The organism is Chitinophaga sancti (genome assembly GCF_034424315.1).
GTDB lineage: Bacteria > Bacteroidota > Bacteroidia > Chitinophagales > Chitinophagaceae > Chitinophaga > Chitinophaga sancti.
Genome location: NZ_CP139972.1, coordinates 4,083,466 through 4,109,218 on the forward strand (window position 1 = coordinate 4,083,466; position 25,753 = coordinate 4,109,218).

Sequence of the window (25,753 nt, forward strand, 5' to 3'; positions counted from 1 at the left end):
CTATGGCAGAAGTTATCAGAATGCCCCTTTTGAGTGACACGATGACAGAAGGGGTGATCGCGGAATGGCATAAAAAGGTAGGTGATACCGTAAAAGCAGACGATGTAATTGCTGAGGTGGAAACTGATAAGGCCACCATGGAAGTGATGGGATATGTAGAGGGTACCTTATTATATATAGGTGTAGAGAAGGGAAAGGCTGCTAAAGTAAATGAAGTGATAGCTGTCGTTGGTAAACCAGGTGAAGACTTCAAGTCCTTACTGGGTGGTGCTGCTCCCGCTCCTGCCGCTGCACCGGCTCAACCTGAAGCTCAGGCACCAGCTCCGGCTGCTGCACCAGCGCCAGCTGCTGATAATGCAGCTGCTGCAGAGGCTCTGAAAAATGCTACTGTTATTCGTATGCCGCTCCTGAGCGATACGATGACAGAAGGTAAAATCGTAGCCTGGAATAAAAAAGTAGGCGACACCGTAAAAAGCGACGACGTTCTGGCTGAAGTGGAAACCGATAAGGCAACCATGGAAGTAATTGGTTACGCTGAAGGTGAATTATTATATGTAGGCGTAAAAGAAGGTGATGCTGCCAAAGTAAATGGTATCATCGCTATCGTAGGTAAAAAGGGTACGAACGTAGATGCTATCCTGGCTGCTGAAGGTGGTGCTAAGCCAGCTGCTGCTGCTCCTGTTGCAAATGCTGCTCCTGCCGCAACTCCTGAAGCTGCGACTGACGCTAATGGTCGTGTGAAAGCATCTCCACTGGCTAAGAAACTGGCACAGGAAAAAGGTATCGATATTAATAAAGTAACCGGTTCCGGTGATAACGGTAGAATCGTGAAGAAAGATGTGGACGGCTTCGTTCCATCTGCAGCACCTGCTACCACCGCTCCTGCACCAGCTGTTGCAAAATCAGCTGCTCCTGCATTTGCACCTGCCGGTCAGGAAGGTTATACCGATATTCCGCTGACTCAGATGCGTAAAGTAATCGCTAAACGCCTGAGCGAAAGCAAATTCACTGCTCCTCACTTCTACCTCAAAGTAGATGTTAATATGGATAAGGCAATGGATGCCCGTAAAGCAATTAACGAGGTTTCTCCTGTTAAGATCTCCTTCAATGATATGGTGATCAAGGCAGCTGCCCTGGCCCTGCGCCAGCATCCTGATGTAAACAGCAGCTGGATGGGTGATTTCATCCGCCAGAACCAACATATACACATTGGTTCCGCTGTAGCTATCGAAGATGGTCTGATCGTACCGGTTATCCGCTTCGCTGATCAGAAATCCCTGAGCCAGATCGCAGCTGATGCTAAAGGTCTGTACGACAAAGCGAAAAACAAGAAACTGCAACCACAGGACTTCAGCGGTAATACCTTCACTATCTCTAACCTGGGTATGATGGGTATCGATGAGTTCACCGCCATCATCAATCCGCCGGATTCTGCAATCCTGGCTGTTGGTGGTATCAAGGAAACAGTCATTTCTGAGAAAGGACAGTTCAAAGCTGTTAATATCATGAAACTGACCCTGAGCTGCGATCACCGTAGCGTAGATGGTTCCGTAGGCGCAAGGTTCCTGGCAACACTGAAAGGTTACCTGGAAAACCCGGTTACAATGCTGGTTTAATCCAATACGATATAATGAAAAGAGCGGCTTCCTGTAGGAAGCCGCTCTTTTCATTATATCAAATAACAATTCCAATTACTTCCCCCACCCCACTTTTCACTAACTTTTGAAAGTTCAAAAACATAATATAACTTTATACCATCAATAAGGAAGTAATGAAATTAGCCGAAGCAAAAGCACAATTCATCCTAACATGGGGCTCACTCGGAGCGCAATGGGGAATCAACCGGACCATGGCCCAGATCCACGCTTTGCTAATGATCATGCCTGAACCCCTGAGTGCAGAAGATATCATGGCAGAGCTAAACATTTCCAGAGGGAACACTAACATGAACGTGCGTGAACTCATTAACTGGGGCCTGGTAGACCGCGTACTCGTTCCCGGCGAAAGAAAAGAATACTTCACCGCAGAAAAAGACATCTACAAAGTCGCCAAAGAAATAGCCCGTGAAAGGAAGCGCAGAGAACTGGACCCCATTCTTAAAACCCTGGAACAACTCCAGGAAGTAGAAGGCGATCCGAAAGACAAACACGTAAAATCGTTCAAAGATTCCATTACAGAGATCAACAAATTCGCTCACCAGACAGACAAGACCCTGAATGCATTTGTAAAAGCAGACGCAAACTGGTTCTATTCAACCCTGATGAAGTTGTTTAAATAATGTAATTTATAAACGACGTTTTTAATTGCCGTGCTCATCATCCTGCCTCAATGGCACAACAATAATACTGCGCCTGAAAATCAGTTAAGCACTTGCATCCGCCGCTTTCCCCACTGGCACTACATTTCACCAAACCCGCCATCGAAAATAATACCTCCCCCACCTGTCAGTACGACGGTATCATCCCTTCCATCAGGCTTCTGGTGTAAAGTTTGTATAATACAAGCATGAGCGATAAGAAAAAAACAGTGGTATTAGGCGCTTCACCTAATCCCGACAGATATAGTTTTCTGGCTGTAAACAAATTGACAGCGCATGGACATCCTGTAGTAGCCATTGGTAAAAAGGCTGCACAGATTGGTAATATCCCCATCAGCACTGATCATCCATCGCAGGAAGATGTAGATACTGTAACCCTGTATATGAATCCGGGCAATCAGAAAGAATATTATGATTACATCATGAACCTGCATCCTAAACGCATCATCTTCAATCCCGGTACAGAAAATGACGAACTGGCGAAAATGGCCGGAGAAAAAGGGATTGATACACTCGAAGCTTGCACATTGGTACTCCTGAGTACCGGACAATATTGATTGCTTTTTTCAAAAAAGGGAGGGTTCGGCCAAAAGCTGAACCCTCCTTTTTTATATGAATACCACGCAGTCACCTGATCTTCGCATGAATACCACCACCCAACCTGTCTTACCAGGGTCTCACCCGCCACACCTCCCTTTTACATATATACCACACCCAACCTATTCAAATAATTAGTATATTCGGTTATCCTGATATCCCCACCGCAAGGCTCTGAAACATCGACTGGCTTTATTACCCAACACCGCCTTTTCACTCTAATCATATATATATCATGAAATGGAGAAGATTCAACGGCGAACAAATCCAATTGCCAATTAAGGAAGAAGTCCGCCAGGCCATCATCCGCGAAACAGCCAAAGGCTTTCACCTCAAAGTATGCATCGGCACTGACTCTCAGGTCAAAGGTATCGACACAGAATTCGCTACCGTCATTGTTTTCCTGCGCGAAGGACATGGAGGATTCATGTTCATCCACAATGAAAAAACACATGACGTCTACTCTATCAAAGAGCGTATGCTCATAGAAGTAGCCAAGAGCATCGAGATCGCCTACGAACTCTGCGACATGTTTACTGACTACGATGTAGACATGGAAGTACATGCGGACATTAACACAAACCCCCAGTTCAAAAGTAACCTGGCCTTACGCGAAGCCATGGGTTATATACTGGGTATGGGCTTCGCCTTCAAAGCCAAGCCAGACGCATTTGCCAGTAGCTGCTGTGCCGATAAGGTAGTGAACTGATAAACAATGCCACCGCTTTTAAGTCTGGGATGTGTGGCCACACATCCAGGGAACCTATCCCCTTTACCTCCTGAAAAACTCCTTCAAAATTCTTCCCTAAACAAGAACTCAATTTTTTAAAAGCTCTCTCCTCTTCCCCCTATCATTTCTCAAAATTTCTTCGTATCTTTTATCCTACTTACAACAACAACCTACAATCAACTAAAGGGATCAAAATGAGACCCACGTCTGTCACTGTCACACTTATAGCGTTATTAGCAACCTATGCCTGCAAAAAAGAGAATCTTGCAGACAATCCATCCAGCAAATTACAAGGTAGCTGGCGACTGGTACAAACCGTTTCCGGCAAGCATCTCAGCCTGGTAGATAGTAGTGCACTCAACACCATTACTTTCAATGGGAACAATATGCTCACCTATCGCCACGATACCCTCGTCAGCAGGGAATCATTTCTCATGGCCTTCAAAGCAGATCGTCTCCCTTACCTCGTCTCTGACAAGGACCCATGGAATCCAAGGATTTACAGCTGCACCTTCTGCCACTCGAACGATACGCTATACCTTTCAGCGGTGCACCTCACCGATGGAATCAAAGCCACTTACGTACGGGTAAAAAATAAAGGAGCACTGTAACAGCGCCCCTTTATTCACATATTATCGTATACCGTTCAGGCATTTCACCCTGAACAAAGAATCTTATTGCCAGAAAAATCCCCCATCCAGGAACTCAACCTAACCGGTTTGCATTAAATCCCCCTATGCAATCGCCCTGAACTGCATATTCATTTCATCAATAAACGCCAGTATCTTATCCCTCCCCATCTTTTTCACCGTACTCGTCACAAAATTCGCCGGCAAAAACTCCCAATTCTCCCTCAACTTATTCAAAAATGCCTTCACATTCTTACTCGTCTCCGCCTGCGTACTCTTATCCGCCTTCGTAAACACCAGGTTAAACGGAATCTGCCACTCACCCAACTGGTTGACAAAATCAATATCCAGCTTCTGCGGCTCATGCCTGCTATCAATCAACACAAACACATTCACCAGGTTCGGACGCTTCCGCAAATAATTCTCAATCATTTTCTCCCAACTCCTCCGCTGAGACTGGCTCACTTTCGCAAACCCATACCCCGGCAAGTCCACCAGGTACCAATCCTTATTCACCAGGAAATGGTTGATCAACTGCGTCTTTCCAGGCGTACCAGACGTCTTGGCCAACTTCTCATTATTCGCTAACATATTGATCAGCGAGGACTTACCCACATTCGACCTGCCAATAAACGCATACTCCGGCAGATTCGGAGTAGGACATTTCTCCCATTCGGGACTACTAATTAGATACTCTGCAGATTTTATAATCATATTTTAAAGTCTCACTTTTTAGAAAAAATTTCACTAATTGGCCCCGTACATGATGATTAGTATTTTACTTATCAACAAGAACACCCTAACTTTGCGGGCTATGTCAGATAAGAAAGTAGTACCGTTTGCCGCGTCAAAATTAAGCAAGAAGGAACAAATAGCGACAATGTTCAATGATATTGCTCATCGCTATGACTTTTTAAACCACTTTATGTCCCTCGGGATCGATATCATGTGGCGTAAAAAAGCCCTCAAACTGCTGAAATCCCTCCAACCCAAAAAGATGCTGGACGTGGCCACAGGTACAGGCGACTTCGCCATCATGGCCAACAAGATGCTCAACCCCGATACCATCACCGGTATCGACATCTCTGAAGGCATGCTCTCATTCGGCCGGGAAAAAATCAATAACCTGGGCCTTTCTGACAAAATTACCCTGCAGCTGGGAGATAGCGAAACAATAAGTTTTCCTGATAATACGTTTGATGCAATAACGGTCGCATACGGTGTTCGCAACTTCGAGAATCTGGAAAAAGGACTGGCTGAAATGTTGCGTGTATTAAAGCCGGGCGGAAAACTGGTAATATTAGAATTCTCTAATCCAACAGTTTTTCCTATTAAACAATTATATAATTTGTATTTTCGCTATATTACACCCCTGATCGGAAAATGGATTGCAAAGAGTCAGGCAGCATATAGCTACCTTCCCGAATCTGTGAAAGCGTTCCCCCAAGGTCAGGAAATGTGTAATATTTTAACTAATACCGGCTTTCAAGCAGTGACATGCAAAAAACTCACATTCGGCATCAGCTCTATTTATTGCGCTTCCCGCTAGTATTGATACTGGCTATCCTATGTAATACAAAAGGCGCGCAGGCGCAAACCGTTCTGAACATGGAAGAACACGATGCCAAGCCCTATTACTTTGGTATCACGCTCGCAGCCAACAACTCCTATTTCAAACTCCTGCACGATGCGGTTTTCCTGCATCAGGACTCTATCATGGTAGTAGAGCCCCTCAAGACCTATGGATTTAACCTCGGTCTGCTGGGCAATGTACGCCTGAGCGAATACTTTGACCTTCGCCTGAATCCGCAATTGTCATTCGCCTCGAAAAATTTATACTACAGAGAAAACTTCCCTACCCGGGAAACCACTAAAAATATTGAATCCATCCTCCTTCAATTCCCTTTACAGGTTAAGTTCAAGTCAGATCGTATCGATAATATGCGCGTTTACGTAATCGCTGGTCTGAAATACGATTATGACCTGGCCTCCAATGCCCGCGCACGTCGTGCAGAAGATCTCGTAAAGATCAAGGCGGGTGACTATGGCTACGAAGTAGGCGCAGGCTTTGAGTTCTACTTCCCCAGCTTTATCTTCTCACCAGAGTTTAAGATCAGTAATGGTCTTTCAAATATGCAGGTGAAAGATAAGAACCTCCGTTACTCCAACGTCATTGAGTCACTCAAGTCTCGTATGATCGTGTTCTCTATTCACCTGGAAGGTTAATCACAGAGTTTTCAAAACCTATACCTACGCCTTCCATCCGGAAGCTTAATCATACATTTTCGAAACTCATACACCCGAATTTCCCTCTTCCTCCCGAAGACACTTTGCACTATCTTTGCGGCATGCAGACATATATCATCCGCAATATATCCGTAGTCAATGAAGGCAGTACCGCTGTCCGGGATGTCCTTATCAGCAATGGCCGTATCGAAAAAATTGCGCCGCAGATCAGCATCAGCGGACAATACACCGAAATCAACGGCGAAGGCAAACACCTTCTCCCCGGTGTCATCGACGACCAGGTGCACTTCCGCGAACCAGGCCTCACCCACAAAGCAAACATCTACACAGAATCCCGTGCAGCTGTAGCCGGAGGTACCACCAGTTTCATGGAAATGCCCAACACCGTTCCCGCTGCCCTTACACAAGAGCTGCTGGAAGACAAATATAAAATCGGTGAGCATCACTCCCTGGCCAACTACTCTTTCTTCATGGGCGTATCCAACGACAACGCTGATGAAGTGCTGAAAACAAACGAAAAGAAAGACCGCATCTGCGGTGTAAAGATCTTCATGGGCTCCTCAACCGGCAATATGCTGGTCGATAACTACGTAACCCTGGAGCGCATCTTTGGTGGTAGCGAAGTGCTCATTGCCACACACTGTGAAGACGAAAATATTATCAAAACCAATCTCGAAAAATACAAACAGGAAGTAGGTCCGGAAAACCTGACCGCAGCTTACCATCCCCTGATCCGCAATGAAGAAGGGTGTTTCGAGTCCTCACTGGTCGCCATCCAGTTTGCTAAAAAACACAATTCCCGTCTGCACATTCTGCATATCTCCACAGAAAAGGAATTACAGTTATTCAGCAACATGCTGCCACTCGCAGAAAAACGTATTACCGCTGAAGTATGTGTGCATCACCTGTATTTCACCGCTGATGATTACGCACGCTATGGCAATCTCATAAAATGTAATCCCGCCATCAAGGCCGCACACAATAAACATGCACTCTGGCAGGGCCTGCTGGACGATCGGCTGGACATCATTGCCACCGACCACGCCCCTCACACCTGGGAAGAAAAACAACAACCTTATTTACAGGCGCCATCCGGCGTTCCATTAGTGCAGCACAGCCTGCTCATGATGCTGGAGCATGTATCCAAAGGCAATATCACCCTGGAAAAAGTGGTAGAGAAAATGTCACATGCGCCTGCTATCTGTTTCCAGATAAAAGAAAGAGGATACCTGCGGGAAGGCTATTTTGCAGACTGCGTAATCGTAGACCTGCAACAGGCAACAATGGTAGAAAAGAGTAACCTCCATTATAAATGTGGATGGTCTCCGCTGGAAGAGCATACATTCCCGGCAGCAGTGACGCATACTTTTGTAAGCGGACACCTTGCTTATGAGAATGGCGTGTTCAATGAAAGTGAGAAAGGACAGCGTTTGGTATTCAACAGGTAGTCTCCCTGCAATCAGATACTCCTGGAACTGACAACAGACCAGATACCGCATAGCCCTGATCATTGCTACCTTCGGTAACAATAATCAGGGCTATTTATTTCCCTCACATTTATGGAATCCACACCATTACTCATCTGTAAATAAAGCGACATATTTCCGTATATTCACCTACATAAAAGCCTGTGCAATGGAACTAGATAATACGACCTATTACGACCTGTCAATATTCAACAGGGAAGAAGAATTCTCCCTCTTTCATAAACTGGATTTCACGACAACAACAGGCGGCAGACATTATCTCAGACAGATGTATGCAAATCCGCTGAAAGATATCGCTGCCATAGAGCACAGACAAAAATCTTTAAACTACCTCATACAGCAGGAAGACCGCTGGCCGGCAGACATCACTAACGGTACCATCGTAGTGATGGAAAACTACCTCGATGCACAAATAGAACCTATCGGCAATCCCGAAGGTTTAACACTCGTAGTGAGTGCTGTCGTGACAAAACTGATGTACAATCCTGATTACGGATTCATCAAATTTTCTTTCACACAGCTACTCAACCTGCTCAAAGGTTTCCGTTTATTAGTCAACACCTATAATGCTGATAATACACCCCGCGATCTGAAAAATTTGTTAGACAGGGCGCATCATTTATTATATCAAAAAGAATTCAACGACATCATTGCTGCAGATGCAGCAGGCCCCGTATCTTTCATGCAGATCCTGCGTCACGATCATTACATCCGCAGGAAACATCGCAAAACCATTCAGGAATTATTAGACCTCTATAGCAGGCTGGATGCAATGTACGCGATGTCAAAAGCTGTACGTCATTTCAATCTGCAATTCCCCACATTTGACGATACACCACATCCATATGTAGAGATCAAAGATCTGTATCATCCTATCTTAGCGAAGCCGGTATCTTACAATGTATCCATCACACCACAATCACACTTCATGTTTTTGACAGGTGCGAATATGGCGGGAAAAACGACATTCATCAAAGCCGTGGGTGTAGCTGTATTCCTGGCGCATATCGGGATGGGTGTTCCCGCTACAGAGATGAAGTGTAGCTTCTTCAATGGGATATTTAGTAATATCCAGGTGCAGGACAATATTTTTAAAGGGGAATCATTCTTCTTTAATGAAGTGCAGCGTATAAAAAATACGATCATCAAAATTAATGATGGTAGAAAATGGTTGGTGCTGATAGATGAGATGTTCAAAGGAACGAATGTGGAGGATGCAAAGAATTGTTCATTAGCGGTGATCAATGGATTGCTGAAAAGTACAAACTGTTTATTCATCTTATCCACACACCTCTACGAAATTGCAGAGGAGCTGAAAGGTGCGTCAAATATCAAGTTCAAGTATTTTGAATCACAGGTGCTGGAGGATAATTTATATTTTACTTATCAGTTGAAAGATGGGATAGCAAAGGAGAAGATTGGTTATTTAATATTGAAACGCGAAAAGGTGTTGGATTTGTTGAATGAAATAAAATAACAGCTTATAATACCGGGAACAGATTTCAAGACTGAAAAAAGATGAACTGGCTCCCTACAGAAAAATTAACCGGCTACTCACTTATAAAAAAAATCTCATCTGCTCAGGGTAGATGAGATTTTTTCATTATATTCAATAACAAACTATTTCATCCATGATTGTTAAAACCTATGGTAGTGCGCTGCAAAGCGTCAGTGCCATTTCCATTGTTATAGAAGTGAATGTATCGCCTAAAGGCACCCGTTTTTCAATCGTAGGTTTACCTGGCAGTTCAGTCAAAGAAAGTGAAGACCGCATCGAATCTGCCATTCACAACATCGGCTATTTCTTCCCCCGTTTCAGAACGATCGTCAACATGGCCCCTGCGAATATTCGCAAGGAAGGTGCTGCTTATGATCTGCCAATTGCAATCGGCTTATTAGCCGCCTCCGAACAAATCCAACCTGACAATCTCAAATATTATACCCTCATGGGAGAGCTTTCTTTAGATGGCACCTTACTTCCAATAAAGGGAGCGCTCCCCATGACAGTACAAGCTAAAAAAGACGGTTTCAAGGGGATAATTCTCCCCCTCCAAAATGCCAAAGAAGCCGCCATGGTCGAAGGCATCAAAGTATTCGGTGCCACACAATTACAAGAGGTCATCGATTTCTATGAAAATCCTGAAGTATTACAACCCACCAACTCCGATGTTATCAACATCTTCTCTCAACAAAGCCAAAACGACCTTGACTTCAGCGAAGTAAAAGGCCAGTACTTCGTCAAACGCGGCCTCGAAATCGCCGCGGCCGGTGGGCACAACATTTTACTCATCGGCCCTCCCGGAGCCGGCAAAACAATGCTTGCAAAACGATTCCCCACCATCCTCCCTCCTATGACCCTGCCGGAAGCTTTAGAAACTACAAAGATCTATTCCGTAGCCGGCAAACTTGACTGTGATTTAATCACTAAACGCCCCTTCCGCTCACCACATCACACCATCAGTAACACCGCCTTAGTCGGTGGCGGCATCAATCCCCAACCCGGAGAAATCTCCCTCGCCCACAACGGCGTCTTATTCCTCGATGAGCTCCCCGAATTCCAACGCGCCGTCTTAGAAGTTATGCGCCAACCCATCGAAGAAAGAAAAGTCACCATCTCACGAGCCAACTACACCACCGACTTTCCCGCTGGTTTCATGCTCATTGCTAGCATGAACCCCTGCCCCTGTGGTTATTTCAATCACCCCGAGCGCTCCTGCTCCTGCGGCCCTGGCATGGTACAACGTTACATGCGCAAAATCTCTGGCCCACTCATGGACAGGATCGATCTCCACATAGAAGTCACCCCGGTTTCCCACCACGAATTAACCAGCTCATCCACCGCCGAATCCAGTAATAAAATAAGAGAAAGAGTCATCGCCGCCCGAAACATCCAAAAGCAAAGATTCACCCGGCACAAAGGGATTTACAACAATGCACAAATGCATTCATCATTATTAAAAAAAGTATCACAACTCGATACCGACTGCGCAGACCTGCTCAAAAAAGCCATGCAAACATTACACCTTTCCGCACGCGCATACGATCGTATTTTAAAAGTCTCCCGCACGATCGCAGACCTTGCAAAAAGTGAGCATATCCAGTCAGATCATATCGCAGAAGCGATACAATTTCGTTGCCTGGACCGGGAGAATTATTGGGTATAAGCGAAGACCAATTTCCTACACAATTAATGAGAACCTTTCACTTAGACGTGTTAACTTTATAACGTGATAAATCATTCGCTATTTCCGATAGCTCCCTCACTTCGTCATTAAAAGCCGCCAGATGAGTACTAAGGTCATTACTCAATTCCAACTTTTCAATCAAAGCATTAATACTTTTGGTCAAATTGAAAACCGGGAAAATTTTAGCTAAAAGATTTTGTGCTTTTTCTACAGTATAACTATTGAAGTGCTGCTCAATATCATCAACCACTTTCCTGATAAGGAACGTGTTTTCAGATAAGCCGTTCCTGATATCTAAAATCAGATCTAGATGCTCATCAGAACCTTTCGTTATTGAACGTTCTGTATTTTCAATAGATGAGACAGTAATCTCAATCATTTTTATATCATCTTCACATGCAGGATATGACATATAATACCAATTAGGAGGTAACAACAAAATAAGGTTACTTAAACCTATTTCAAATATACCCTTAGATCCCTAAGCTTCAAAATTTTGGTCATTAGCTGAAATAAACCGATTAAAAACCTGGTAACTATTTATTCACTTTAAGTTTAAAATTGTTCCTTCAACGTGTAACAATGAAAATGAATAATTACCCGCCGAAAATATGATGTTAAAATGAGTTCTCAAAAATCCTAAAATAACTTCACGCATTAACATCAACAACTAAAACCCACATCAATTTCCCCCATAAAATGCCATCGACAATAATAAGTGTTCCGCAGACATTTACGCACCTCCTACACATACCCCAACCCCCAAAATCATTTTTTCCAAAAAAAAACACAAAATTTAAATAATCTCACTATCTTCAAACTGAATTCCATAGTTATTAGGAAGATATACAGAACAGTTAAAACAACCAATCGACAGTGGACGAAGCGGGGAAACGCCTGAAACAACCGCAAAAAACAAAGAAATGGTTTAGAGCACAAAGCTGAAGAATTCCAGTTAAGAGGGACGAATTCCTTTAATAATTATCAACAAAAAATGTGGATTTACACTGGCTAGTATCTCATGATACCATCCAGCATTGCCTGATATACGCACGTATCTGGCCAAACCAAAACTAAAGCAAGCGCACAAAACAACTATTTATAAACCTAAACACGGAAAAACTATGAAGCTGCCTGCTATTCGCAGAAATTGCAATCGATTGCAGTTTAGAACAGGAACCACAATAAGAATGGTATCATTCTTATTGCTGACCGCCGGGATTCAGTTCCAGGCCAGCGCATCTCCCCTCCCATCCACTCCAGGGAGCATAAATGCCAATGACCACTTCGGCCCGCCCGTAAAAGGTAAGGTTACCTCAGCTAACGGTGAAGCAATGATCGGTGTAACCATTGTAGTAAAAGCTACTAAAAAAGGAACTTCCACAAACGAAAAAGGAGAATTCACTATCAACGCTTCCCCGGACGATATCCTCGTAATCACTTACGTCGGCTACGAAACCAAAGAAGTTAAAGTAGGTAACAATACTACCCTTAACATTGTTCTCAATTCCGGCGCTACACAACTGAACGATGTCGCCATCGTAGGTTATGGTAAACAAAAAAGAGCCGCCCTCACCTCCGCTATCACCTCCGTGAAGCCAGGTGACCTCAATAGAGGCGCTATTACCGACCTCGGACAACTCCTGCAGGGTAAAGTGCCAGGCCTTAATATTACCGCCAGCGGTGACCCCAATAAGCCCGCTGCCGTGATCCTCCGTGGTGCCTCCACCCTCAACTCTTCCCAGACCCCATTCTATGTAATAGATGGTGTGCCTGGCATGGATATCTCCATGATTGCGCCCGATGATATCACCAACATCGAAGTACTGAAAGATGCCGCCGCTACCGCCATCTACGGTAACAGAGCATCCGCAGGCGTCATCATTGTGACCACACGAAAAGGAAAAGCAGGCAACCTCACCGTAAGCTACAATACATACGTAGGCGCAGAGAAAATCTCTAAAAACCTCGACGTGATGAACGCCGATGAACTCCGCTCCTTCCTGACCAAAAACGGCTCTGGCTTCACACCTAACGATGACCTGGGTGCCCATACCGACTGGCAGAAAGAAATCGAAAGATCTACCGCCATTTCACAAAACCATAATATCGCTTTCAGTGGCGGTACCGATCACAGCAACTACATCGCGACCCTTAACTATGCCAAAAAAGAAGGTATTATCCAGAAAACCTCTCTGGAACGTATGATCGCCAGACTCGCAGTTGAACAGTACGCACTGAACGATAATGTGAAATTCGGACTGAATATCACCAACTCTATCAGCAATGCAATGGATGTTCCTTACAGAAACACCATCCTCCTGCAATCCGCTATCTACCTCCCCGTTTCTCCCGTTAAGAAAGCAGATGGTACCTACTTCGAAAACTTCCAGTACAGCAACTACTACAATCCCGTTGCCATGCTGAACAACAGCTCCCTGGAAACGAAGAATAATAACTTCTCTGCCAACTTTACGACTAACGTAAAACTGCCTTTCGGCTTCTCATATGACCTCAGCGTGGCTTACATAAATGTTTCCGCACTCTCCGGTCAATATCTCTCCAAGTACTACACCAATAAATATAATGGTATGTACAACAACCCTGATCCAGGCACCGGCGGTCACCTACAGCAAACCTTCGGTACCAACGGACAGGCCACCAGGTCTTCTTATACCAACACCTATAAGATTCTGGAAAGCTACCTCTCCTGGAACAGGCATTTTGGCGGCCATAACATCAACGCTGTTGCAGGTTATTCCTGGCAGAGCAATGTCATTGGTGATGGCTTCTCTACCACGACCTACAACTTCGCCGTTGACAACACCGGCTTCCGCAACCTGGCGCTGAGTAACCCTTACGCCTATTCTACACACATCAACCTCGGCTCCGATGGCGTATACCAGGAAACAAGACTGATCTCCGACTTCGCACGTGTGAACTACGATTACAAAGAGAAATATTTATTACAGGGATCTATCCGTCACGATGGTAGCTCCGTATTTGGTGATAACAACAGATGGGGCTACTTCCCTTCCGTAGGTATCGGCTGGCGCATCATCCAGGAACCATTCATGAAAAACCAGCACGCATTTGATGACCTGAAATTCAGAGCCAGCTACGGTGTTACCGGTAACTCAAGTGGTTTCAGCGCATTCTCTGCACAATACATTATCGGTAGCAATGGTACCTTCCTGTATAACGGCCAGCAACTCGGTGCCTTCGGTCCTACACAGGCACAAAACGCCGACCTGCAATGGGAAAAAACAGCCACTACCAACATCGGCCTTGACTTCGCCATCCTGAAAAGCAGGTTATCAGGTTCACTGGAAGTGTATAACAAAAACACCACCGGCATGATTTATACCTACGCTGTAAACCCAGCTCTCGTGCCTACAGGCTCTATTGTTGCAAATGGTGGCAGTATGAATAACAAGGGTATTGAATTAAGCCTGTCCGGTTTGATCGTAGATCACCACGACTTTAGCTGGACCTCTAACCTGAACCTCGCTACGAACAAAAACAGGATCACAAGCCTGAAAAATCCACTGTTCTCCGGTGGTGACTCAGTAGCTGTCGCATATCCGGAAGGTGCTTCCCAATCAGGTGTGAGCCTGCAATTGCTGAAAACAGGTATGCCACTGGGTCAGTTCTTTACCCTGCAATATGCTGGTAAAAATACCGATGGCATTTCTCAGTTCCAGAAAAGAGATGGTACCACTACTATCACTCCCGTGAATGGTACCGATTATCACTACCTGGGTAGCGCACAGCCAAAACTGATCTATGGTTGGGCCAACACTTTCAAATACAAACACTGGGATCTGAACATATTCGTAAGAGGCGTGTATGGCAACAAAATATTCAACGCCACCAGGGCCGACCTGTTCCGACCTGCTACCGCACAATATGCTAACATCCTGGCTGATGCTAAAGATGAACCTACCTCTGATGCAAACGCTTACAAATACTCTTCCCGCTACATTGAATCAGGTAGCTACCTGAGATTCGATAACGCAACACTGGCTTATACTTTCGGAAATGTCAATCCCTCCATCAAAAAACTGAGATTGTACGTTTCCTGCAATAACCTCTTCGTCATTACTAAATATAAAGGGGTAGATCCCGAAGTGAATCAGGGAGGCATCGCACCTGGCGTAGATTATAACAACTTCTACCCAAAAACACGCACCTTCCTTATCGGCGCAAACCTGTCCCTCTAATATTTATCATCTTAACAAACGAGAAGTATGAAACGCTCAATCATAAAATATTTTCTTTCTTCAGTACTGGTGGCTGCAAGCTTTGCCTGTCATAAGTTAGAAGTACCCATCACTACGGAACTAACTACAGATACTTATCCGCAGGATTCTGCTTCTTTCATCACCGCATCCGGTCCTGTGTACGTTGTACTGAGAGGTAACTACGGTGGTGTAGAATGGTTCATGCAGCAATCACTAAGTACGGATGAATCCATCATGCCTGCACGTGGTGGTAACTGGTACGATGGTGCACAAAACCTGCAAATGCACTACCACACCTGGACCAGGGATAATGGTTATGTAAATGGTAACTGGTACTGGCTCTCTACCATCATTGGTGTATCTAATCAAACCCTCGATATCCTTGGTAAAACTGAAACTGATGGCGCTACAAAAAGCAGGCATCTTGCTGAGATCAAAATGGTCCGTGCGCTGGCATACTACTGGATGATGGATAACTACGGTCGTGTGCCACTGGATACTGTAGCGGGTGATTATACCCCACATGAAAACGTAGATCGTAGCGTTACTTTCAACTGGCTTGAAAGAGAAATCACCGCCGCACTGCCTTATCTGAGCAGAGCTACCGGTTCTTCTACCTACGGCAGAGCTAATAAATTCATGGCGTTTTCATTGCTGGCAAAATTATACCTGAATGCTGAATACTATACCGGCACTCAACGTTACAATGATTGTATCACCGCGTGTGACAGTGTGATCAATTCCAACATGTACTCGCTGGCGACCATGGGTAGCTACCTCGATATGTTCAAGTACAACAACGGTCCCTCTACACCTGAATTTATCTTTGCTGTTCCTTACGATCCTAACTTCAGCAATAGCTGGCCTTTCAGAAGTGTCAATAACTACAGCCGTTACGATGTTCCCCGTTCTATGGGTAACGTAGCTACCAATGCAGGTTTCAACTACTTCAGCATTCCATTCGTACCGGGTGCACCAAGAAGTACCATCCCTTCTTTCTACGCTTACTTCTACGATGAAAATGATGTACGTAACGGTCAGTGGCTGCATGGTAAACAATACAAAAAAGATGGTACACCTATCACTATCACGACCACTTATGCAGGTTATGATGCCATTACCTATGCAGGTAACACCAGTCCTTACACCTACCAGTTAGACATCACACCAGATGTTGTACTGAGACAAAGTACGGCCCTGTTCGATTGCGGTAATGACGAAGTAGCATGGAACATGGGTTATCGTAACATCAAGTTCTATCCTGATCCAACTTCTGCAAACCGTAACCAGAATAATGATGTGCCTGTATTCAGATATGCAGATATCCTGATGATGAAAGCTGAAGCTATACTGCGTGGTGGTAGCGCCACCAATGGTGCATCAGCACTGAGCCTGGTAAACCAGATCAGGGCACAGCGTACTACCAGCACCGGATGGACTAATATCACTTTAGACTCTGTTTACAACGAAAGAAGCAGGGAGTTTGCCATGGAATGCTGGCATAGAAATGATATGATCCGCTTTGGTAAGTTTGAAAATGCATGGGGGTTCAAAACAGATAATGATATCAATCACCGTGTATTCCCTATTCCAACTAATGCGATAAAATTAAATCCGAATCTGACACAGAATCCGGGTTATTAATAATGGTTCTTATCAATTAAAAACGAGGCTGTATCATAGTCCGATACAGCCTCGTTTTATTCGTATCCCTGATGGAGTCGGATACCCGTTTAAGCAATTCTCAGCCGTTATTTTTATTTATGAGCCAAGCTCGTTTTTTTCATTATATAAGCTGTCTTTATCCCACCAGCTCCACACTCTTATACTCTTCCATCAGCTTCTTCTGCAAATCTCCCGGCACCGCTGCATACTCCGCAAACACCGCGCGTACCCTCGCTTTCCCCTGTGTCACATTCCTCATTGCCGCATACAATTTATCCAATTCCGCCTGCGGTGTTCTCGCCCTTATTACCTGGTACCCATTTTCAGAATCCATCCCTGTAATGATACTTCTTCTACTCTGCAATTCCCCCATCACATCGCCCGCCATCTCATCAGGAATTGTCGTCTCCACATCATACACCGGCTCCAGCAATAGCGGTGCCGCCTGATGGAAAGCATCCTTAAACGCCATCATCCCTGCTATCTTAAATGATATATCATTGCTATCCACCGGGTGCATTTTCCCATCATACACACTCACCCGTATATCTCTTACATAAGAACCAGTAAGCGGCCCTTCATTCATCTTCTCCATAATCCCTTTCATAATCGAAGGCAGAAACCGCGTGTCAATCGCACCTCCTACAATACAATTATTGAACACCAGTTTGCCACCCCAGTTTAAATCAACCGTTTCCGTATCCCGCACCGGGTGCTCTTTGAAAGCAGGCATGCCATCGAAATAAGGTTCTATTTTGATGTACACTTCTGCAAACTGCCCGGCACCACCCGATTGTTTTTTATGTCGGTAAGTAGATTGTGCTGCCTGCCGGATCGTTTCCCTGTAAGGGATCTTCGCAGGTATAAACTCAATCGGCATTTTATAGACATGCTCCAGTCTCCACTTAGTCAATGCTAAATGTAATTCGCCCTGACCATGCAGGATCACCTGTTTCAATTCACGGTTATACTCAATTTCCAGGGTAGGATCTTCCATATGAATCTCCGCCAGCACCTCGCTCAGTTTTTCATCATCCCCTTTATTCACGGGTTCAATGGCCACCCGCACATTAGGTGTGGGAAAATGAATCGGATCCACCTGCACACCACCTTTCTCGCCCAATGTATGATTCGTTAAAGTATTTTTCAGTTTCAAAGTACAGCCAATATCTCCTGTACGCAGTACATCCACATTATTGCGGTTCTTACCATCAGCAATAAACAGCTGGTTCAACCGCTCCACTGTATTCCCTTGCTCATTGTACAACTCAGCTCCCGCCTTCACTTCACCCGACAACACTTTAAAGAACGATAATTTACCAATATGCGGCTCCAGCAAAGTCTTGAATACAAACAATACCGGAGGACCCGCAGGGTCGCAAACAATTGTTTCACCTGCTTCTCCTTTTTCTGCAGGCATATCCACAGCCGATGGCGCTACATTGTCAATAAATCCCATCAACCTGCCACTGCCCATATCATTCAATGCTGATAAACAAAACACGGGAAAAACATCATGTTTCATCATCCCGATTTTCAAACCCTGTCTCAGCTCATCTTCGTCAAGACTTCCTTTCTCAAAATACTGCTCCATGAGCGAGTCATCATTTTCAGCGGCTTTTTCTACAAGTTCATTGTGTAGCCTTTCCGCCTGCTCTTTTTCATTGTCCGGAATAGGTAGTTTCTCAGGTTTACCGCCATTGGCAGGAAACTTATACATCGTCATTTTTAGGAGGTCAATAACACTGTTAAAACCTGTTCCCTGGTTCACAGGGTATTGCATAACGGTAACAGCGTGACCCAGTACCCGTTTTGCTTCTTCCACGGTACGGGAAAAATTTGCCTGTTCTGCATCGAGCTGATTCACTGCCAGGATGGTGGGTTTGCGGTATTTATCCACATAATCCCAAATCAGCCCGGTACCGACTTCTACGCCATGCTGCGCATTGAGTAAGAGGAGGGCGGTATCACAGATCCGGATGGATGCAATTACTTCCCCAATAAAGTCTTCCAGACCCGGGGTATCAATAATATTGATCTTGTAATCACGCCACTCTGTGTGCATACAGGTGGCGTATACCGAGCTACCCCTGTCATGCTCTATATCATGGTAATCGGAGACCGTGTTCCCCTCTTCGACCCTGCCCCGTCGGGGAATGATGCCAGCCTCAAATAACATGGTTTCGCAAAGTGTAGTTTTACCGCTTTTCGCTGCTCCCAATAGAACAATGTTCTTGATGTGTTTCTCATCATAGGTCTTCATAACAATTAGATTAAATAGAATTGTGAAGAAAACGTGGAAAGCCGTTTTGGTGGAATTGTTGCCGTAGCGTAGCTGCTGCCGAAGCGTTGCTGTTGATTTACAACCGTTTATGAGCTATATAAACCATTCTGATAGTATTAAGGTAGTCAAATTTTTGCTAGGAATGAATGACCGGTTTTTTCCCACTTCTCCCTAAAAAATGCGTCAGCACTCAATTTTTATTACCACTCCACACTCAAATATGTTGCAACATTTATAATATCGTATATTTGCGATCTAGACTGTTCTTTGCATCATGAAATTGTTCTTACATTATCTGAAAAGATATAAATGGTTAATCGGATTGGCTTTATTACTGGCCTCAATTAACCAGGTCTTTTCCCTGCTTGATCCATATATTTTTGGCAAGCTGATCGATCAATTCGCTAATCACCCAACGACCACTGCTAAAGGATTATTCCGGGACCAGGGTGATTATATCAGCGGCGTAATTCTGCTTTTACTTGCCTCCATGGGCGTCGCCATGGTTTCGCGCATCGCCAAGGCTTTTCAGGATTATTTCACCAACGTGATCATCCAGAAATTTGGTGCCAGTGTTTATACCGACGGACTGAAGCATTCCCTTCGCTTACCTTACCAGCAATTTGAAGACCAGCGTAGTGGTGAAACCCTCGCTGTATTACAAAAAGTACGTACGGATAGTGAAAAGTTCATCACAGCCTTTGTGAACGTGCTTTTCGTAGCCCTGGTAGGTGTCATCTTTGTAATGGTATATGCTTATTCTGTGCACCCAAGCCTGGTATTTGTTTATACCGGAGGTTGCCTGTTACTGGCCTGGATGATGAACGTACTCAGCCGCAAGATCAAGACCATCCAGAAAACGATCGTCAAGGAAACGACCATGCTGGCAGGTGCGACCACGGAATCCCTGCGTAATATTGAACTGGTAAAAAGCCTTGGATTGACCCACCAGGAGATCCGCCGTCTGAATTCAACAACGATCCGGATCCTGATGCTGGAACTGAAAAAGGTGCGTAGCATCAGAAGTATCAGTTTTGTGCAGGGTACTTTTGTCAATTTCCTGCGCCAGGCCATCCTGTTCCTGCTCCTCTACCTTATATATGGAGCTACGGTGACCGTAGGCCAGTTATTCACCTTGCAACTGTATTCCTTCTTCATCTTCGGTCCATTACAGGAATTGGGCAACATTATTCTTGCTTACCGGGAGGCACAGGTATCTCTCCTGAATTTCCAGCGGATCCTGGAAACCCCTGTAGAAGAAACACCCCCTAATCCTGTAAGGATCAGTGCGATTGAGTCTCTGACATTTGAGAATGTTGGCTTCCAGCACCTGACAGCATCCTCAAAGGCCCTGGACCAGATCAACTTCACAGTGAAAACCGGTGAAACGGTGGCTTTCGTAGGCCCATCCGGATCCGGTAAAACCACCCTCGTGAAATTGCTCGTAGGCTTATACAATCCTGCCGAAGGCAGTATTTCCTACAATGGCATTAAAAGCTCCGAGATTGATATTGAAGAATTACGGGCACAGATCGGATTTGTAACACAGGATACCCAGTTGTTCTCAGGAACAATCAGGGAAAACCTCCTGTTCGTAAATCCACGTGCAAGTGATGAAGATATGCTGCGCGTGCTTAAACAGGCAAGCTGCGATACCTTGCTGGCCCGAGGTGATAATGGACTGGACACGATGATTGGTGAAGGAGGTATGAAGGTGTCAGGCGGCGAGAAACAACGCCTCTCTATTGCCCGTGCCTTGCTCCGCCATCCCCGTTTGCTGGTATTTGATGAAGCGACTTCTGCGCTGGATTCGCTCACGGAAGAGGCAATCTCTAATACTGTAAGGGAAATCACGGCTACCAGGGAGCACATTACGGTGATGATTGCACATAGGCTGTCCACGATTATGCATGCGGACAGGATCTTTGTGCTGGAGAAAGGGAGGATTATTGAGACAGGAAATCATATTGATCTGCTGGCTGAGAAAGGGCTGTACTATGCCATGTGGAGGCAGCAGATCGGGGAAAGGTAGTTTTGTCTTTTTTATATATGAGAGGGGAAGTACGCTTGTACTTTCCCTTTTTGTTTGTAAAATAATTGCTGGATTACCCACTATTTCTAAGGTCTTCCAACACTAATCTGTGCGTCTTTCATAGCCCGCTAATGACAGCATCCATACCCCTATCCCCACTAAAAGCCGTCACCCCGCCGTACATACTGCGCACTTTTATGACAATAATGACAAATCAAAGCTCCGCCGTATCCTCATCATAATACACAAAGAAATACAAATAGATCACCCTGCTGATCCGCATCATCCACGGCTGCAATGCCACCAGCAATACCCCATTCACCCCCAGCCACCAAAACACACTATCATCCTCCCATGACAACCCAATGAACAACGCATAACAAATCACCGTAAACACCGAAAACGCCACCCCCAAAGCATAACTCACATACCCCGTTCCAAACCAGAACCCCGTCTCCAACTCATACACCTGCCCACACACCGGGCACCGGTCATACATATTGAAGATCTTCTTAAAACTCAACTGATACGGATTCTTGTCCTTAAACATATCCCCTCTCCTGCAATGTGGGCATTTCATAGAGAACATGCTCAGAAAGTAATTTGGTCTTTGATGGCTCATACCACAAAATTACTATTATATTCCATATATCCTTTTGCACGACTTTTGTGTTACCTCCCTCTAAACAAAAACACTCATTATGCGTCCATCAAACCTGTTTATCATTGTAACCATGGCCCTGCTCTCCTCTTGTGCAACCGCCTCGCAGGAAGCAAGTGCCGATACCTCCGCCCCCAGCCAGGTCCTTGCCGATTCTACAACTACTAATGCAGATGTAAAAGACTCCGCCACCATACTCAAACCTAAATCCGGCTCCTACTCCCCCGAATGCTATAAAGCCATCACCGATATTATCATGAGCTCCAGCTTCAAAACAGACCTCGCGAAAAAAGAAAACATCAAAGTAAGAATAGACAGGATAGAAGGGAGCAAACTCTTTTTACAACTTTTCGCCAGCGAGAAAGATCATGAGTCTACTTTAGCCTGGCTAAGATTAGATAAAGCAAATGAAAAACTGGAAGATATTACCGTGGATCCAACCAAGCCCATAGTACTCACCTACGATACAAAACTGATCAGTAAACTCAGACAAACTTGTCCATAAAAACAGAAAGGTCGTCCACGCCCGGACGACCCTTCCTTTTCTATCTGTATACGCAACGACTATTTCAACATCCATCGTCTCTTTCACACTATACAACAATTCTTTTCAGCTGAAACTTTTTCAACGCTATGCCTATTGCAAAACTCCTCTCCCCCTACATTCAGCTATTTAAAATCCAGGGGTATCGTCACCTTCACACTATAATTCCGCCCCATATTAAATACCCCAACTCTACCAGTCACCTCATTCTCCGCCGCATATTTCAACCTGCTCAAATGATTCTGATAAGCCACATCCGTAATATTATTCGCCGCCAGGTGCAATGAGAACAATACCCGCTTATTCTTATTCACCACATCAGCACCAATCCCCGCATTCCACAAAGTATATCCCGGTGTAGCCGTCTCCGTTTGATAAGCATAATACACATTGTTCTGATCAAACGTCCAATCCATCTGAATTCCCACGTATGCATGCTGGAAAATTCCACCTACATGCCTGAACTTTCCTTTCAATTCTGATAACCATCTCGCTGCCGGAATATTCGGCAGATACTTTGTAGAATCAGATGAATTCGCAATCACCGCTTTCACATAAGAGAAAGTATTTTCAAAATGTAACCAGTCAACCGGATGAGGATGTATATCAATCATCACTTCACCACCATACAAATTAGCTGTTGACTGCTGATACCGAAACGCAGCATACCCCTGATCATTATCAGTAGCAGGAATTGAATCCCCACCATTCACGCTGCTCAGTTTACGGCTGTAAATAAAGTTGGTAATATGGTTGTAGAACAGGCTACCAGTCATTGATACATGCTCCGAATTTAATTCCACACCCACATCACCCTGTGTACTCACCTCCGGTTTCAGGGATGAGTTTCCATATTCATATTTGATCGTTCCCTCATGCACACCATTCGCACCAATCTCAGAAATATTCGGCGCCCTGAAACCTCTCGCTACATTCGCTTTCAACGTCACCCGATCACTCGCCGCATAACTCAGACCCGCGCTACCAGAGATGTTTGAGAAATTCTTGCTCAGTGCATTGAACTTCTCCTCACCACCACCGCTCACCGGCTTACCATCACCATCCAGCATCAATCCCTGCACACTAATATGCCTGTTGTCAAAACGTAAGCCACCACTCAATGTAAGCTTATCCCAAGTCTTGCTGGTCACCGCATACAAACCTGCATCGAACAGGTTATAACCCGGTACCAGGAACTCTGAACCAGATAGAATATCATTGTGCTGTTGCATTCCATTCACACCAATGCCTGTCTGCCATCCATTCATATCAGCAAATGAATACTTCACACCATAGTTGAATGTATTCAACTTCAGGTACAACTCAGGTTTATTCGGATTCAACACATCACCAAACTCCTGACGTCTGTTCCACTGATACCCCAGGATCACATTTAATCTGCCACCATTGTGCATATAGAAATTGTTATCCCACACTAATTTCTGGTGATTGATCTGCTGACGTGGTAAACCGATCGTATAAGACTTAGCATCTTTATCAGTCGCTACTGCTTCATCCGCTACACCGTTATTATTAACAGGTTTGATGAACTGACCCAGTTCATTACGATCACCTTCTACCAGGCCTAATTCCTGGTTAAAGGAAGTAAAGCGCAGTACGGAAGATCCCCAGTTCTTGTTAATACCAATACTACCACCATAGTTCGTGTTATGGAATTTAGAGTTGTACACATATCCATCGTACTTATTCTTATAATCGTGTGCAAACTTCTGCGTACCATACACGCTCCAGCTAAAACCATTTTGAGTAGTGCCTGCCAGATCTGCGTGATAGGAAATCATCCCATTGTTAGACAGATAATTGGCGGCTATATTGCCTTTCACATGACCTGCCGGCTCCGGGCCTGGTGGCACTATATTTACCACCCCTGCCAGCGCGTCTGAACCATATACCAGTGATGCAGGGCCTTTCAGCACTTCTACCTTACTTACATTATAATCGTCGATTTCTATACCATGCTCATCGCCCCACTGCTGACCTTCCTGCCTGATACCATCGCCTATTACCACTACACGGTTGTAACCCAGGCCACGAATGAACGGCTTGGAAATAGCCGGACCTGTCGTCAGCTGACTTACACCCGGCAGCTTGGCCACTGCATCAATGATATTGGTAGATATATTTGCATCCAGGTAATCTCTCCTGATAATGTTCACCGGCGTAGGATTCAGCTTCAGTGAAGTCGCCTGACTTACCCCCGTGATCACGACTTCATTTTCTTCGATTACTTTCGTACTCAGACTAAAATTAATATTAGTAGCACCATTCACCTGAACGGTTTGCGTGAGAGTCGCATACCCAATAAAATGTACCTCTACCAGGATTTTTCCTTTCGGTAAGTTCCTGATCTCATAATGGCCTTGTGCATTAGTAGCAGCGCCCACATGTAAATCAGGAAAATAAACAGTCACACCCGGCAATGGGGTATTATTCAATTTGTCTGTAACCGAACCACTTAAAGAATTGCCGGCATCATCATCGGCAAAGGCAGGAGAATAAATAGAAAGTCCTGTCAGTATACTTAATATAACAACACGCAGGTAGTGCATAACAATAAAATAGTTTAGATAAATGCATGGCATACATGCATAGGCATTGACATTGCGTCAATTCAATCAGATAAAATAACCAAAGGAACAGATCCTGGTTTCATAATATTAAAGGGAAGCGATCGCAGGCGGTGCGCGGGGAGATAACAAACGATAATCGCCATGTGCAACTACAGGCATTACCGGAGGGGCATAGCGCCACAAAACAACCTGCTCCGACACAGCAAAAAAAGTGCTGGTATGCTGGTAAGGTTCCGGCTCTAAATGCAGGAACTGACAGTGTGTGTGTTTCGTAGAAAAAGCAAGGCCATCGTGCGTGATAGGATTATCCCTGGTATCATGGTGATCCATGAATACCTGGTGTATGAACTCCCTGGGGGTCGTATTAAATATAAATACACCCAGGAGCAGGATTGCCAGTATCTTATGTAGAAACCTGTTTTTCAAGCACAACAAAGGTAGGGGAATTCCCCATAAATGCAACAATGTTGTTAAATTTATTGATGAGTGGCGAAAAAGAAAAAGGGATGCATGTTGCCATACACCCCTTTTTAGATATTT

20 protein-coding genes are annotated in these 25,753 nt (G+C 44.8%); 14 read left to right on the forward strand and 6 right to left on the reverse strand.

From position 1 onward, the window contains the following. Positions 1–2 precede the first annotated feature (2 nt). The 5 genes from U0033_RS15695 to U0033_RS15715 all read left to right on the forward strand — a co-directional run bounded on the left by U0033_RS15695 (position 3) and on the right by U0033_RS15715 (position 4,255). A complete protein-coding gene (locus tag U0033_RS15695; protein WP_072359305.1) occupies positions 3–1,616 on the forward strand; it encodes a pyruvate dehydrogenase complex dihydrolipoamide acetyltransferase in 1,614 nt (537 codons plus the stop codon). 155 nt (positions 1,617–1,771) lie between these two features. Continuing rightward, positions 1,772–2,278 (forward strand): GbsR/MarR family transcriptional regulator, encoded by a 507-nt coding sequence (locus tag U0033_RS15700; RefSeq protein WP_072359307.1) that lies wholly within the window; start codon positions 1,772–1,774, stop codon positions 2,276–2,278. Positions 2,279–2,505: 227 nt separating this feature from the next. Further along, complete coding sequence (locus U0033_RS15705; protein WP_072359309.1) at positions 2,506–2,874, forward strand: CoA-binding protein; 369 nt, start codon at positions 2,506–2,508, stop codon at positions 2,872–2,874. 275 nt (positions 2,875–3,149) lie between these two features. Then, positions 3,150–3,623 (forward strand): ribonuclease H-like YkuK family protein, encoded by a 474-nt coding sequence (locus U0033_RS15710; protein ID WP_072359311.1) that lies wholly within the window; start codon positions 3,150–3,152, stop codon positions 3,621–3,623. 215 nt (positions 3,624–3,838) lie between these two features. Continuing rightward, positions 3,839–4,255 carry a hypothetical protein gene (locus U0033_RS15715; protein ID WP_072359313.1) on the forward strand — a complete coding sequence of 139 codons (417 nt, stop codon included), beginning with the start codon at positions 3,839–3,841 and terminating at the stop codon, positions 4,253–4,255. Between the two features lie 123 nt (positions 4,256–4,378). Here the strand turns inward: U0033_RS15715 and yihA are convergent, their stop codons facing one another. Next, positions 4,379–4,987: a ribosome biogenesis GTP-binding protein YihA/YsxC gene (gene yihA / locus U0033_RS15720; protein WP_072359314.1), complete on the reverse strand. Its 609-nt coding sequence runs from the start codon at positions 4,985–4,987 to the stop codon at positions 4,379–4,381. A gap of 100 nt (positions 4,988–5,087) precedes the next feature. On the opposite strand from yihA, the gene ubiE reads away from it, so the two are divergent. The 5 genes from ubiE to U0033_RS15745 all read left to right on the forward strand — a co-directional run bounded on the left by ubiE (position 5,088) and on the right by U0033_RS15745 (position 11,171). After that, positions 5,088–5,822 (forward strand): bifunctional demethylmenaquinone methyltransferase/2-methoxy-6-polyprenyl-1,4-benzoquinol methylase UbiE, encoded by a 735-nt coding sequence (ubiE, locus tag U0033_RS15725; RefSeq protein ID WP_072359316.1) that lies wholly within the window; start codon positions 5,088–5,090, stop codon positions 5,820–5,822. 59 nt (positions 5,823–5,881) lie between these two features. Continuing rightward, positions 5,882–6,499 (forward strand): type IX secretion/gliding motility protein PorT/SprT, encoded by a 618-nt coding sequence (porT, locus tag U0033_RS15730; RefSeq protein ID WP_245801749.1) that lies wholly within the window; start codon positions 5,882–5,884, stop codon positions 6,497–6,499. Between the two features lie 122 nt (positions 6,500–6,621). Next, a complete protein-coding gene (locus U0033_RS15735) occupies positions 6,622–7,968 on the forward strand; it encodes a dihydroorotase (RefSeq protein ID WP_072359320.1) in 1,347 nt (448 codons plus the stop codon). 187 nt (positions 7,969–8,155) lie between these two features. Next, complete coding sequence (locus tag U0033_RS15740; protein ID WP_072359322.1) at positions 8,156–9,484, forward strand: MutS-related protein; 1,329 nt, start codon at positions 8,156–8,158, stop codon at positions 9,482–9,484. Between the two features lie 154 nt (positions 9,485–9,638). Then, the gene (locus U0033_RS15745; protein WP_072359323.1) at positions 9,639–11,171 is read left to right on the forward strand and encodes a YifB family Mg chelatase-like AAA ATPase; all 1,533 of its coding nucleotides are present in this window, start codon (positions 9,639–9,641) and stop codon (positions 11,169–11,171) included. A gap of 37 nt (positions 11,172–11,208) precedes the next feature. On the opposite strand, the gene U0033_RS15750 is transcribed toward U0033_RS15745, so the two are convergent. Next, entirely contained in the window at positions 11,209–11,604 is a 396-nt protein-coding gene (locus U0033_RS15750) for a hypothetical protein (protein ID WP_072359326.1), read from the reverse strand. A gap of 778 nt (positions 11,605–12,382) precedes the next feature. Here U0033_RS15750 and U0033_RS15755 point away from each other — a divergent pair. Together U0033_RS15755 and U0033_RS15760 are read left to right on the forward strand one after the other, a co-directional pair. After that, positions 12,383–15,415 (forward strand): SusC/RagA family TonB-linked outer membrane protein, encoded by a 3,033-nt coding sequence (locus tag U0033_RS15755; RefSeq protein ID WP_218164005.1) that lies wholly within the window; start codon positions 12,383–12,385, stop codon positions 15,413–15,415. A gap of 27 nt (positions 15,416–15,442) precedes the next feature. Further along, a complete protein-coding gene (locus tag U0033_RS15760; RefSeq protein WP_072359328.1) occupies positions 15,443–17,080 on the forward strand; it encodes a RagB/SusD family nutrient uptake outer membrane protein in 1,638 nt (545 codons plus the stop codon). Between the two features lie 157 nt (positions 17,081–17,237). Here the strand turns inward: U0033_RS15760 and U0033_RS15765 are convergent, their stop codons facing one another. After that, positions 17,238–19,364, reverse strand: a complete 2,127-nt coding sequence (locus tag U0033_RS15765) for an elongation factor G (RefSeq protein WP_072359330.1) — start codon at positions 19,362–19,364, stop codon at positions 17,238–17,240. Between the two features lie 295 nt (positions 19,365–19,659). Here U0033_RS15765 and U0033_RS15770 point away from each other — a divergent pair, with 295 nt between their 5' ends. Further along, positions 19,660–21,417: an ABC transporter ATP-binding protein gene (locus U0033_RS15770; RefSeq protein ID WP_072359332.1), complete on the forward strand. Its 1,758-nt coding sequence runs from the start codon at positions 19,660–19,662 to the stop codon at positions 21,415–21,417. Positions 21,418–21,631: 214 nt separating this feature from the next. Here U0033_RS15770 and U0033_RS15775 read toward each other — a convergent pair whose 3' ends face one another. Then, the gene (locus U0033_RS15775) at positions 21,632–22,039 is read right to left on the reverse strand and encodes a DUF983 domain-containing protein (RefSeq protein ID WP_072359334.1); all 408 of its coding nucleotides are present in this window, start codon (positions 22,037–22,039) and stop codon (positions 21,632–21,634) included. A 79-nt stretch (positions 22,040–22,118) separates the two neighbouring features. On the opposite strand from U0033_RS15775, the gene U0033_RS15780 reads away from it, so the two are divergent. Beyond that, on the forward strand, positions 22,119–22,583 hold the full coding sequence (locus U0033_RS15780) for a hypothetical protein (RefSeq protein ID WP_072359336.1): 465 nt from the start codon (positions 22,119–22,121) through the stop codon (positions 22,581–22,583). A gap of 164 nt (positions 22,584–22,747) precedes the next feature. Here the strand turns inward: U0033_RS15780 and U0033_RS15785 are convergent, their stop codons facing one another. Together U0033_RS15785 and U0033_RS15790 are read right to left on the reverse strand one after the other, a co-directional pair. Beyond that, positions 22,748–25,192, reverse strand: coding sequence for a TonB-dependent receptor (locus U0033_RS15785; protein ID WP_072359338.1), 2,445 nt, complete (start codon positions 25,190–25,192; stop codon positions 22,748–22,750). Between the two features lie 108 nt (positions 25,193–25,300). Further along, positions 25,301–25,639 (reverse strand): hypothetical protein, encoded by a 339-nt coding sequence (locus U0033_RS15790; protein ID WP_072359339.1) that lies wholly within the window; start codon positions 25,637–25,639, stop codon positions 25,301–25,303. Between the last annotated feature and the right edge of the window lie 114 nt (positions 25,640–25,753).

Excerpts from the sequence above, each read along its gene's own strand:
- U0033_RS15710 (WP_072359311.1), top strand. The coding sequence starts at position 3,150 with ATGAAATGGAGAAGATTCAACGGCGAACAAATCCAATTGCCAATTAAG.
- ubiE (WP_072359316.1), top strand. The coding sequence starts at position 5,088 with ATGTCAGATAAGAAAGTAGTACCGTTTGCCGCGTCAAAATTAAGCAAG.
- U0033_RS15700 (WP_072359307.1), top strand. The coding sequence starts at position 1,772 with ATGAAATTAGCCGAAGCAAAAGCACAATTCATCCTAACATGGGGCTCA.
- U0033_RS15770 (WP_072359332.1), top strand. The coding sequence starts at position 19,660 with ATGAAATTGTTCTTACATTATCTGAAAAGATATAAATGGTTAATCGGA.
- U0033_RS15785 (WP_072359338.1), bottom strand. The coding sequence starts at position 25,192 with ATGCACTACCTGCGTGTTGTTATATTAAGTATACTGACAGGACTTTCT.
- U0033_RS15705 (WP_072359309.1), top strand. The coding sequence starts at position 2,506 with ATGAGCGATAAGAAAAAAACAGTGGTATTAGGCGCTTCACCTAATCCC.
- U0033_RS15715 (WP_072359313.1), top strand. The coding sequence starts at position 3,839 with ATGAGACCCACGTCTGTCACTGTCACACTTATAGCGTTATTAGCAACC.
- U0033_RS15780 (WP_072359336.1), top strand. The coding sequence starts at position 22,119 with ATGCGTCCATCAAACCTGTTTATCATTGTAACCATGGCCCTGCTCTCC.
- yihA (WP_072359314.1), bottom strand. The coding sequence starts at position 4,987 with ATGATTATAAAATCTGCAGAGTATCTAATTAGTAGTCCCGAATGGGAG.
- U0033_RS15735 (WP_072359320.1), top strand. The coding sequence starts at position 6,622 with ATGCAGACATATATCATCCGCAATATATCCGTAGTCAATGAAGGCAGT.
- U0033_RS15775 (WP_072359334.1), bottom strand. The coding sequence starts at position 22,039 with ATGAGCCATCAAAGACCAAATTACTTTCTGAGCATGTTCTCTATGAAA.
- U0033_RS15755 (WP_218164005.1), top strand. The coding sequence starts at position 12,383 with ATGGTATCATTCTTATTGCTGACCGCCGGGATTCAGTTCCAGGCCAGC.
- U0033_RS15745 (WP_072359323.1), top strand. The coding sequence starts at position 9,639 with ATGATTGTTAAAACCTATGGTAGTGCGCTGCAAAGCGTCAGTGCCATT.
- U0033_RS15760 (WP_072359328.1), top strand. The coding sequence starts at position 15,443 with ATGAAACGCTCAATCATAAAATATTTTCTTTCTTCAGTACTGGTGGCT.
- porT (WP_245801749.1), top strand. The coding sequence starts at position 5,882 with ATGGAAGAACACGATGCCAAGCCCTATTACTTTGGTATCACGCTCGCA.
- U0033_RS15750 (WP_072359326.1), bottom strand. The coding sequence starts at position 11,604 with ATGTCATATCCTGCATGTGAAGATGATATAAAAATGATTGAGATTACT.
- U0033_RS15695 (WP_072359305.1), top strand. The coding sequence starts at position 3 with ATGGCAGAAGTTATCAGAATGCCCCTTTTGAGTGACACGATGACAGAA.
- U0033_RS15740 (WP_072359322.1), top strand. The coding sequence starts at position 8,156 with ATGGAACTAGATAATACGACCTATTACGACCTGTCAATATTCAACAGG.
- U0033_RS15765 (WP_072359330.1), bottom strand. The coding sequence starts at position 19,364 with ATGAAGACCTATGATGAGAAACACATCAAGAACATTGTTCTATTGGGA.